Raw genomic sequence first — 11,426 nt, forward strand, 5'->3', positions numbered from 1 at the left:
CCCCCTGTCCCCCAACAACTCATATCACCTTTTACCAGAAGTGGGAGTTGCTTGTTTTGCAGGGGCTTGGGGGGCTGGTATTTGGGGGAAAACTGGAGAAACGCCATTGGGGGCAGGATTGAAGCCTTGCCCAGGCAAAGGCGGAATCGGGGCGTTTGGGGGTAAATTGAAATTCGGGTTGGTTTGTGGATTAATGGGAAGAACTGGTGCGGTATTTGGTACAGGTGCTGCACCTGGATTAACTGGGAAAGGGGGAATAACAGGTGGTGATGAGAAAGTAGGTTGAACTACAAAAGAGATTTGAGTACCTCCCTGTTGTCTCCATAAATCTACCATCTCCATGACATCGTTATAAGCCGTTGACTTAGTAACTTTCAACGCCAAAATGCCCGACGGATTTTGCTTGACATAATTCCGGAAACTCTCTGTTAACTGCTCTTTTTTTATCGTCTGCCCATTTAGGGAAGTTTGACCGATCGCATCAACACCCAAAGTTAATATCTGCCGTTGAGACTGTAGTTGTAAATTTGAAGTATTAGGTACTGCTGTACCTGTGCTAGCTTTCGGCAAATCAATATTAATCGCTTCTTGTCGAGTAAATTGCAAAGCTGCCAAAATAAAAAATGTCAGGATACAAAAAACGACATCAATTAAGGGAATAATTTGAATTTGGACTTCTTCAACTGGAGTATGCAGGTTAACTTTCATCGTCTTATTTTCGTGGTGTACTTGAATTATTGACCTTTTTTGAATTCAAAATTCAAAATTCACGTAGGAAGAAAAATAATAATTTTGAATTAATTCCGAGTACAGGCTCCCACTGAATTAAAATTCAGTGGTGCTTCTAGGTGGTGGGTTCAAGCCTCCACTGATTGCAATGCGTGAATTAATAATGCGTGAATTTTGAAATGTTCGCGATCGCGCATCTCTAAAAAAGAAGCGACTTGACTATTGTTCTGGATCTGATGAATGTAAATCAGATTCAATTGGTGGTGATTCGGGAGGAACTTCCGAAAACTTGTTTCTACCTCTTTTGCGGGGTGCGGAGAACTTTTCGGGTGAAGAATCTCGCTCTCGACCGGGTGTCAGTGCCTTTTCTATGGGATTGTTGCTAAAATCAGGCGGGAACTGCCGATAAAGCAATTCCATATCATTCCCCGCTTTGCGAAAAACTTTGACTTGGTTAACGAGAAAACTTTGAAATAGGCGGTAAAATACCAAACTAACGATCGCCACAATTAGCCCTGATGCGGTACTAATTAGAGATTCACCAATACCAGTAGTCACCCCAGCTGTCGATTCGGTTCCCAAATCCCCAATCCGAATAGATCGCAAAGCCTGGATCAAACCCAAAACCGTACCCAACAATCCCAATAATGGGGCAAGGGCAATCACGGCTTCTAAAAGTTTTTCACCCCGACGCATCCCCGCTAATTCGTCTTCTGCGCTTGCTTCTAGCGCCAGTCTAAACGTTTCCGTGTCAGTTTTGGGCAGGCTTAAGGGCGCAAAAAGAAAGCGTCCTATAGGCTGAGACGTCGCTTGTCTTGCAATATCCCTAGCCGTTACCCAATTTTCACGCGCTGCATCCAACACGCGATCGACTATTTCCTTTTCTTGGATTAAAATTCTTAACCAGAACCACAAACGCTCGAAAATCACGCTCAAAGACAAAATCGATAGGGCAAGCAAAGGCCACATCGCCGGTCCACCCTTGTGTATCAAATCTAATATATCCACTGTTTTTGCTTTCCTCCATTTATTCTGTGTGCAACTATCCCAAAACATTTTAATTTTAGAGATTAATGTACGACAGCCGATGTTAACTATCGCAAGATAGAATTTAGCGTTACTTGAGAGTAGCGTCTTCACTCACTAATTAGGGCGGTTATTCCCACAGGAAGTTTAGAGCATAATTTGCCAAGATTAAACTTAAGTGGAGGTCTAAAACATGAACTTTTCAATTCAAGCAGTTTATAATTGGTATCGTAATTTACTTCGCAACCCAAAATACCGCTGGTGGGTTATTTTAGGAACGCTGCTTTATTTTGTTAGCCCCTTTGATGTCGTCCCAGATTTCTTTCCCATTGTGGGAGAACTTGATGATGTTTTTCTTTTAACACTATTAGTTACAGAAATGTCCCAAGTAGTGATTGAAGGTTTTAAAGCCCGTAAGGGTGATGTAGATACTACAGCTGCCACTGCTGCTGAGGCTTCTACCTCTAACTCCGACACTATTGATGTTGATGCTGTCTCTGTCAAGTAGCTACCGCCTAGAAATAAAACTTAATCAGCCCCTTTCCCTCTATTCACAATTTCCCTTCGTGAGTAGGGGGATATTCGTAGTCAGCGCTTCAGGGCTTAAAAAGCGATAAATCGCTGACTACGTAAAAATTATAAAAATATTACTTTGAAATACTTAATGAATAATCGCGATCGCCTAAAAAAGCCCCAGATCATTGGCTTGTTACCTGCGGGTGGACATGCAACCAGGATTTCTCCATTACCACTAAGTAAAGAATTATATCCAATTGGCTTTCGGTCTGTAGGTGATGAATCTAACTTACGACCAAAAGTAGTTTGTCACTATCTGCTAGAAAAAATGCAACTCGCAGGAATTGATAAAGCTTATTTTATATTGCGATCGGGTAAATGGGACATTCCCTCTTATTTTGGCGATGGGGGAGTGGTTTCGATGAATTTGGGCTATTTAATGATGAATTTGCCTTTTGGTGTCCCCTTCACTTTAGATCAGGCTTATCCGTTTGTCGGTGATGCGCTAGTAGCTTTGGGTTTTCCCGATATTCTCTTTCAGCCGGAAGATGCTTTTAAATTAATTATTGCACGCCAACAGGCAAGTGATGCCGATGTGGTTTTAGGATTATTCCCCACAGATCAACCGCAGAAAGCTGGTATGGTTGACTTCGATGATACAGGTAGAGTCCGTTTAATTATCGAAAAACCTCCGCAGTCAAATTTGCAATATATGTGGGGTATTGCTCTTTGGAAACCAACTTTTACAGAGTTTTTACATCAATATCTGATTACTCTTAACCCTGACAGCAATTTATCAAAGTTACCAGAAATACCCATTGGCAATGTAATTCAGGCTGCTATTCAACAAGGTTTTCACGTAGAAGCCGAAGCATTTCCCGATGGTACTTATTTGGATATTGGCACACCTGATGATTTAGTGCGAGCAGTCTGCCAATTTACGGCTTGTAACAATAATTTATCGTAGAGGCGTTCCGCTGGAACGTCTTTAGCAATCTGAATTGACGGATGCCATAGTTAATCAGAATTAATCGTTTTGATTAACTTAAAAGTTGCATAGATATCAAAGAAGTGTTGCGTTTTAACTGCGTCTTTTTGTTTCATTAGATATACCAGAGTAATAAGCAGTATTGGGATTAATATAAAATAAGGATAAGGATTATGCTAGGGCTGAATATTTCTGAGTTAGATCAAGCCGATCGCTTTCGGGCTCTGCAATTAACTTTACGCGATCGCTGGAAAACTATCGAGCTATTTGACAATAGTGATGCTGATATTTTAGTTGTTCCCTCCCTCAGCATCGACCAGCGCGAACTTCATAAAATCGAAGGTTGCGAACATTATGAAGAACGATTGTTATTTTCTTTGATGCGCTTGCGGAATCCCCGCACTAGGCTAATTTATGTAACATCAATGCCGCTGCATCCTAGTGTTATTGATTATTATTTACAATTATTGCCGGGAATTCCCTTTTCACATGCTCGCAATCGCTTGCTGCTACTTTCTACTTATGATTCTTCTCTCAAACCTCTTAGCCAAAAGATTTTAGAACGTCCTCGTTTGCTAAATCGAATTCGCCAAGCTTTGAGGCAAGAAAAATCATTCATGATATGTTATAATTCAACATCTTGGGAAGGTGAATTATCTCTGAAATTGGATGTACCCCTGTACGCAGCTGCGCCTAACTTGCAGATTTGGGGAAGTAAAAGTGGCAGTCGGGAAATCTTCGCTGAAAGTAAAGTTCCGCTTCCCGATGGTAGCGCTCTTGTTTGGGATAGCACAAATTTAGCTTTATCCGCAGCCAATTTGTGGGAACGTCAGCCAAGTTTAGAAAGAATGGTGGTGAAACTGAATGAGGGCATTTCCGGAGAAGGAAATGCGTTATTAGATTTAAGAGCGATCGCTTCATTTGCACCACCAGAAAGTTCTCATGCCGAAAGAGTAGCAGCAATAAGCGATCGCTTCAGCTCTCTGCGCTTTCAAGCAAAAAAAGAAACTTGGGAGAACTTTTCTGGTAGAATCAGCGAGTTAGGAGCGATTGTCGAAGCATTTGTAGAAGGAGAAATCAAGCGATCGCCTAGTGTCCAAGGACGCATCACACCCAACGGTGAAGTAGAAATTCTCTCAACCCACGACCAAATTCTCGGAGGTCCAGACGGTCAAATTTATCTTGGTTGTCGATTTCCCGCTGACGAAGCTTATCGGCTAGAATTACAACAATTAGGAATAAAAGTAGGCAGAAAACTGGCAGAAAAAGGCGCATTAGAGAGATTTGGAGTAGATTTTATCGCCGTTGACAAAGGAAATAACCAGTGGGATATTCAAGCGATCGAAATCAACTTGCGTAAAGGTGGCACCACCCATCCCTTCATGACCTTAAAGTTATTAACCAACGGACGCTATGACCTCTCCACAGGATTATTTTACAGCCAACAAGGACGACCCAAATACTATATCGCCACCGACAACTTGCAAAAAGACCGCTATCGAGGATTGTTACCCAACGATTTGATGGATATTATCGCCCATCACAGACTGCACTTTGATAGCGGAACCGAGATCGGCACAGTATTTCATTTGATGGGATGTCTTTCTCAATTTGGCAAGTTGGGATTAACCTGTATCGGAGATTCTCCCCAACAAGCAGAAGAAATTTATCACAAAGTCGTCAAAGTCCTAGACGAAGAAACCCGCACCAGCAAAAGCGATTTTTCCTCATTCTCAGATTACGCTTTCGGCAGTACCTGGGATGGGTATAGTTTTTAGGTAATCGAGAATTGGGCATTGGGGAAAAATTTCTCCCCCCATCTGCCCATCTCCCACCCGTTTTCTGCGAATGAATTTAGATGAAAAATATCTTTTAACTCACATAGTAAAATTCAATTAATCAGGTAAAAACTCTTGATTCAAACATTCATCCCCAGTGAAAAAAGACTCTACAGGAAAAGTATCAAGGGTTAACCCAGTTTCTAAAGCCGCTAGCTGACGTGCATCCTGATAACATTCCATAAATATTTCAACGAAGTACTTTTTCAAACTTGGGCTATCTTGCAAATTTTTATTTAGTCTGCGTCGATGTTCAAAGATAGTAGAAAGCCAACTATTAGTACGTTTTTCTGGCTGATATTTGTATTTTAATAAGTGCATTAATAAAATTACTAAATTACTTTCTAAAGCTCTTTTTTCACTTCTCCCCATGCATTCAATCTCTTCGATCAGATTTTCTAAATCAACCTCAGAAAATCTCCCTTCTTTTAATTGTTTAGCAGTTGTCTCTATCCACAGATAAAAATCTTGGTCGTAAAGATGAGAGTTTGTAAAGACCCTTGGTTGAGGCACTGTCATCTGATTTTTCAACCTCCCAAAATCCAACCAGTAAAGTTAATTTAATCCCGCTCTTGCTATCGTTGCATATCTAAATAAATTGCGTTTGGGTGTATGCCAAGTGAATCTTGAGACGGGAGCAAGTAACAGGGTAAATATAGCAGTCCTAAATCATATGTGAAACTTCTTTTTCTTTTCTTGACGCTCTTGGTGTCTTCTCCTTCTCAATCACGGAGACGCTACTACGCGAACAAAGACGCCAAGGGCGGAGGCGGTTCGTTCATTTTCACAATTCAGAAAGGATTGCTATATAATAATAACAATTTCGAGCCAGAGCGAATAGAATTCGCGGCTACACAAACGAAGTCCGCGAAGGCGGACTAAGGAAAAATTGAGTGGTAGGGTGTGTTACAAAGCAAGCTAACGCAGCATTTTTATGATCAGTAGTCAGACAGAATTAATTACATAATGTCCGCAGCGAGTGGAACGAAGTGAAACGTTCAAAGGAGCGTCTCCGTGATTGAGAAGCAATCGCAAGGGTTTGGGATTGCTTCACTTCGTACCCTTCAATAACGGCAAAAGCGAACGCAATGACTGTAAATATTTTTGTTCAGCTACTTATATTGCAGTGCGTTAGGCTAATGCCATAACACACCCTTCTTTGAATGCCAGACCCAAAGCGTTAGGTAAATTAGAGAAGGTATCTCTATGAGCATCTGTTGAGCATCACGACCGTGTAAACAATAATACTCAAATAAATGTTTTAATCATTTAATTTGAGCATTATATGAGCATTCTTAAGATATTAATGGTTAAAAGCCTTGAAGATAGGTAGCTCAAACGTTCACTGCATAAATCCTGACTGTCAACGTCCTTATCCCCAGCTTTGGGGACAAAAGTTTTGTAATAGCTGTGGCACTCCGTTACAGCTTCTAGATCGATATGTCCCCCTTGAGCGTTTGGGTTCTGGAGGATTTGCCCAGATTTATACGGTTTGGGATGAAAAAACCCAAACTGAGAAAGTGCTGAAAGTGTTGGTAGAAAATTCACCCAAAGCACTAGAGTTGTTTACTCAAGAAGCTGCTGTATTAAGTAGTTTGCGACATCCTGGTGTTCCTAAGGTCGATGAGGATGGGAATTTTCAAATAAATGTGTTCAATCCACAACCAAGTCAACTAGCTTGTCTGGTGATGGAAAAAATTGATGGGTTGACTCTAGAGGAAATTCTCCAACAGTATCCTCAAGGATGTCCGGAAAAATTGGTGTTAAGCTGGCTTACCCAAGGGTTGGAAATTTTACAGGAGTTGCACAAACGTCAAATTCTTCACCGTGATATTAAACCGAGTAATTTAATGCTGCGGACTTTTCCAGCTACCAGACTTTTGAATCAGGGGGAAGGTGGAGAAAGTCGCTTGGTGCTGATTGATTTTGGTGGTGCGAAGCAATTTAATGATAAAATAGTTAGCTCTCAATCTGGTTCAACGAGGTTATTTTCTTCTGGTTACAGTCCACCAGAACAAATTATTGGGGGTAATGTCGGACCTGCTACTGATTTTTATGCACTTGGTCGGACGATGATAGAATTACTTACAGGGAAGTATCCGCCAAAGTTGGAAGATCCGCAAACTGGAGAGTTGCGCTGGCGTGGTGGAGTTAATCTCAACCGGGAATTTGCTGATTTACTTTCGGAGATGGTAGAAGAAGATGTGCGATCGCGTCCAGCATCTTCGACAATAATTTTAAAACGTTTGGCGAAAATTTCTCAACCATCTCCAAAACCGGATTTTTTCGCCAAAATTATCCAAGCTATCCGGCAAGCGATCGCCGCATTTATGCAAGCATTAAGTAAAACTACTCTTTTCATCCTTCAGACGATATTTAGAGTCTTTGGTGCTTGTGTGATGACCATTTGGACAATGGTTTTAAGCTGGATTGGCGCTGGTGTCGGTACCATTGTCGGTTATATTTTGGGATATCACACAATTTTAGGCGATCGCGTTGGGTCACTGGTGTCTCAACGGCTACTGGAATTAATCCCAAATACTAACCATTTTTTCGGTTCTGAGATTCTTTTATTTGCCTTTGCTGGTTTGGGAACCGCATGGGGATTAACGGCTGCCGGCGGGTTTGGTCAACAGCGACGGTTTGTAGTGGCTTCAATGATGGGTATAATCGGCTACGGTTTTAGCTGGTTAATGTTGCAATTAATTACACCCCAAGATGGAATCGAAGCTTCAGCAATTTCGATTTTGATCGCTGTTTTTCTTCTCACCCTTGGTTTAGGGCTACCCAGTCATCAAATAGTTTACGCAGCGATCGCTTCTTTTGGCACGGCGATCGTCTTTGCGCTTTTGATCAGTTTCGGATTTTCACCCACTGCATTTCTCTTTCACAATACACCCAACCAGTGGAGTTTACTGCTGACTATTCTCTTTTTTAGTCTCGTCGGTTTGTTTGTTAGCTTTTGGTTAGCAGTGAGTCACTATCTCATCGTACCGGGATTGCGCTTTTTTGGCTGGCGTTGAGGGGGGGTGTGGTGTGGGGGAGCGTGGTGTGGGGGGAGAAATATTTCTTCTTATAAGGTAGATGCCGAAAACCCCTGAGAAACAGCAACGCAGTTGCGCTTTTCGTGCTTCAGACAGGGGATGAAGGCTATTGAGCAGGGTTTACCCTGCCTTCAGGTATTTTCGGATCGGGGAGAGAGTCGATCCATTCATCAAGCATACTGCTGATAGTCCTGTCTAATTCAGTTGATAATAAGACAAGCTTATAGTATCTGCGATCAGTCATTCTTACGTTTAATCTTTTATTTTTCATTGTGTCAACCATTGGCGTTACTTTAATGTTAGTATATTAATAGGTCGAAAACAATTAAGTTTAGTAGTAAGGTTAAATTAATGCTAGTTCTGGAATACAAAGTTAAAGGCAAAAAAGCTCAATATACAGCAATTGATGACGCTATCCGTACCACCCAGTTTATCCGCAATAAAGCGATTAGGTACTGGATGGACGCTGACAGAGAGTTGAAAGTTGACAAGTTTGCGCTTAACAAGTACTCCACCCAACTTCGCAAAGGTTTTACCTTCGTTACTGACTTAAATTCAATGGCTTGTCAAGCTGCCGCAGAACGTGGATGGGCTGCTATATCTAAGTTTTACGACAATTGCAAATCTAGTAAGCCTGGTAAAAAAGGGTTTCCAAAATTTCAAAAAGATTGTCGTTCAGTTGAATATAAAACATCAGGATGGCGGTTACATCAAACTAAAAGACGCATCACTTTTACGGATAAAAAAGGTATTGGTGAGTTAAAACTTTTAGGTAAATGGGACTTACAGACATACGACGTTAAAGATATTAATCGAGTCCGGCTAATCCGTCGTGCAGATGGGTATTACGCTCAATTCTGCATCGTCGTTGATGCGGTAGACATTCAAGCTAAAACCGGAAAAGAAATAGGTTTGGATGTTGGAATAGAGTCATTCTATTCCGATAGTAATGGACATCACGAACCCAACCCTAAGTTTTTGAGAAAGTCTGAAACAACAATTAAGAAATCTCAAAGACGTATTTACACTCATGTAAAAGGTTCGTCGGGTAGACGCAAAGCAAGAAAGCTCTACGCCAAAAAACACTTAACTATAAGTAGGCAACGTAATGAACACGCTAAGAGAGTAGCGCGTTGCGTAGTCAAATCTAACGATTTAGTAGCCTACGAAGATTTAAGAGTTTCCAATATGGTTAAAAACCATTGTTTAGCAAAATCGATTAGTGACGCTAGTTGGTATTTGTTCAGGCAATGGTTAGAATATTTCGCTGGTAAATTTGATAAGTTAGCCGTTGCTGTTTCACCTCATTACACATCTCAAAAGTGTAGTAGTTGCGGTGTGATTGTCAAAAAATCTCTATCAACTCGTACCCATAATTGTAGTTGTGGATGCGAGTTGCATAGAGACGTCAATGCTGCGGTGAATATTCTAAATCTTGCACGACAAGCTAGGGACGGGCAGTCCCGAAGTAACGCTAAGGGACTAGTTGCCTCTACGCTACTTGGCGAAAGCCAGGCATGTGCAAGTGACTAGGTAGAACTTAGAATCCCCGTGCATTCATGCCGGGGAGTGTCAATACCGTTCAAAGTAATCTCTACAAAACTACCTTGGTTATAATTATAGTATATCAGACATTATAAGGCTTTTGACCGAAAAAATGGGACTCAAGCCCCGTCCTAGAAGGACGGCTTTATGGTAAAATAGATATAGTCGCCATAGGGCATTAGGAGACTATAAACGAACGTCGAGGGATGATAAGACTATTTCGATAGCACAACCCAATGAAGCGTTAAGGAATCCTCGGACTTTAGGACGAGGAGGTATGTCAAATGGCTAGAATTAAATTTAAACCGAATAATAAAGTTGCCTATGATAAAGCACCAGTACAGTTTAAAGTCTTACCAGGTGTTAGAGAAAAATTGAAAACCGTCCCAGATTGGCAGGAACGGCTAAGAGATTTTGTAGACAGTTTAATTGAAGATATTGACAAACGGTAAGCTATGTCTAGTTATGAACAGATATTAGCCAACAGCTTCTAACCCTTTCCCCCCTTTCCTCCTCAACAAAATTGCCCCATTAATCAAAATCCCCCTAGCTGCTTTTATGGTGCGACTAGGGGGATTTCATAAAGAGTGGATTATAGAGTTTCAGTATAGTTCTTGATGTTTTTATTGTAGACTCTCCATCTACTTGTGACTGGTGTTTATAACATAATTCATTTTAATTTAACAATTGTTTTATCATTTGTTCATATATCTGGGAAAAACACAGAGCGATCGCCTTACATACCAGCTTCCCCAATGCCCCATTCCCCATATAAGTAAAGATCCCCCCAAACCGCTTTTTTACTTAAGGTGTGGGGGGATCTCATAAAGAGTAGGTGATAGAGTTTCTGTATACTTGCTGACAAATCCATTCTATACAGCGTGTTTTCTATTGACTAGCCAAAATCGGATAATTTACAGTAGTTTTACGGCTTCTTTATTACTTCTTCATGCCGATCGCTTACTGAATAAGTCTTATATGTAAGTATAGCAATACATTCAAAGCCTAGCTCGCCTAGTTGTAAACTAACTCTATGCAAAAAAATATTAAACTGAAAATTGCCGCTACCGTAACGCTGTTAGCTTGTTTAGGGTTTACAGAGCAAGCCTTTGGATTCAATCAGCAAGACATGGATAGCTTGAAAGCAACAAGGTCTTGTCCACGGTGCGACTTGACTGGTGCTGACTTAAGTCAAGCTAACCTAGCTGGAGCAAATTTACGAGAAGCTAACTTAAAAGGTGCTACTTTATCTGGTGCTAATCTCAAGAATGCGGATTTAACAAGTGCAAATCTCGAAGGTGCGGTAATGAATTCTACCAATCTGTCTGGTGCTTCCATGACGGGTACTAATTTGAAATCAGCATCGCTGGAAAATGCCGATTTGAGTTTTGCGGGTTTGATCAGCACCAATTTAGAAGCAACTAACTTCAAAGGTGCTAAATTGCAATTTACCAATTTTCGGGGGGCATACTTCCGACTGACAACTTTGCCAGTTGGCACCGTCACATCTGACAAACCCTATGGGTGGTCATTGCAAGAAGGTACAGAAGAGCCGAAAAAGAAACCACGGGAATCATCTAAAAAGAAATAAGGCATTTTTAAGAGGGGGAAAGGGGAAAGGGGAAAGGGGAAAGGGATGGAAATAAAGAGTTATTTAAACTCTGAGAATATTTTTCTTACCCTCCCCCTTGATCACGCAGTCCCCCTTGATCACGCAGTCCCCCTTATCCCCCACTCCCC

Annotated in this window: 10 protein-coding genes; 7 read left to right on the top strand and 3 right to left on the bottom strand. The window is 41.2% G+C overall.

The features are described from left to right. Nucleotides 1-24: 24 nt before the first annotated feature. Complete coding sequence (locus OGM63_RS24365) at nt 25-708, bottom strand: ExbD/TolR family protein (RefSeq protein ID WP_263748256.1); 684 nt, start codon at nt 706-708, stop codon at nt 25-27. 240 nt (nt 709-948) lie between these two features. Then, the gene (locus tag OGM63_RS24370) at nt 949-1,737 is read right to left on the bottom strand and encodes a MotA/TolQ/ExbB proton channel family protein (RefSeq protein ID WP_263748257.1); all 789 of its coding nucleotides are present in this window, start codon (nt 1,735-1,737) and stop codon (nt 949-951) included. Nucleotides 1,738-1,948: 211 nt separating this feature from the next. Here OGM63_RS24370 and OGM63_RS24375 point away from each other — a divergent pair, with 211 nt between their 5' ends. The 3 genes from OGM63_RS24375 to OGM63_RS24385 all read left to right on the top strand — a co-directional run bounded on the left by OGM63_RS24375 (nt 1,949) and on the right by OGM63_RS24385 (nt 5,037). Beyond that, nucleotides 1,949-2,263, top strand: coding sequence for a YkvA family protein (locus tag OGM63_RS24375; protein ID WP_263748258.1), 315 nt, complete (start codon nt 1,949-1,951; stop codon nt 2,261-2,263). A gap of 144 nt (nt 2,264-2,407) precedes the next feature. Next, nucleotides 2,408-3,238, top strand: a complete 831-nt coding sequence (locus tag OGM63_RS24380; protein WP_263748259.1) for a sugar phosphate nucleotidyltransferase — start codon at nt 2,408-2,410, stop codon at nt 3,236-3,238. Between the two features lie 194 nt (nt 3,239-3,432). Beyond that, nucleotides 3,433-5,037 carry a peptide ligase PGM1-related protein gene (locus OGM63_RS24385; protein ID WP_263748260.1) on the top strand — a complete coding sequence of 535 codons (1,605 nt, stop codon included), beginning with the start codon at nt 3,433-3,435 and terminating at the stop codon, nt 5,035-5,037. A gap of 117 nt (nt 5,038-5,154) precedes the next feature. Here the strand turns inward: OGM63_RS24385 and OGM63_RS24390 are convergent, their stop codons facing one another. After that, nucleotides 5,155-5,616: a DUF29 domain-containing protein gene (locus OGM63_RS24390; RefSeq protein WP_263748261.1), complete on the bottom strand. Its 462-nt coding sequence runs from the start codon at nt 5,614-5,616 to the stop codon at nt 5,155-5,157. 800 nt (nt 5,617-6,416) lie between these two features. Here OGM63_RS24390 and OGM63_RS24395 point away from each other — a divergent pair. From OGM63_RS24395 to OGM63_RS24410, 4 genes are all read left to right on the top strand, one after another. After that, the gene (locus tag OGM63_RS24395) at nt 6,417-8,120 is read left to right on the top strand and encodes a serine/threonine protein kinase (RefSeq protein WP_263748262.1); all 1,704 of its coding nucleotides are present in this window, start codon (nt 6,417-6,419) and stop codon (nt 8,118-8,120) included. Nucleotides 8,121-8,492: 372 nt separating this feature from the next. Continuing rightward, the gene (locus OGM63_RS24400; protein ID WP_263748263.1) at nt 8,493-9,674 is read left to right on the top strand and encodes an RNA-guided endonuclease InsQ/TnpB family protein; all 1,182 of its coding nucleotides are present in this window, start codon (nt 8,493-8,495) and stop codon (nt 9,672-9,674) included. Nucleotides 9,675-9,970: 296 nt separating this feature from the next. Next, a complete protein-coding gene (locus tag OGM63_RS24405; protein ID WP_263748264.1) occupies nt 9,971-10,138 on the top strand; it encodes a hypothetical protein in 168 nt (55 codons plus the stop codon). Nucleotides 10,139-10,719: 581 nt separating this feature from the next. Continuing rightward, on the top strand, nt 10,720-11,277 hold the full coding sequence (locus OGM63_RS24410; RefSeq protein ID WP_263748266.1) for a pentapeptide repeat-containing protein: 558 nt from the start codon (nt 10,720-10,722) through the stop codon (nt 11,275-11,277). The last annotated feature ends 149 nt before the right edge of the window (nt 11,278-11,426 follow it).

It is taken from the genome of Plectonema radiosum NIES-515 (genome assembly GCF_025753815.1).
Lineage (GTDB): Bacteria > Cyanobacteriota > Cyanobacteriia > Cyanobacteriales > Nostocaceae > Hassallia > Hassallia radiosum_A.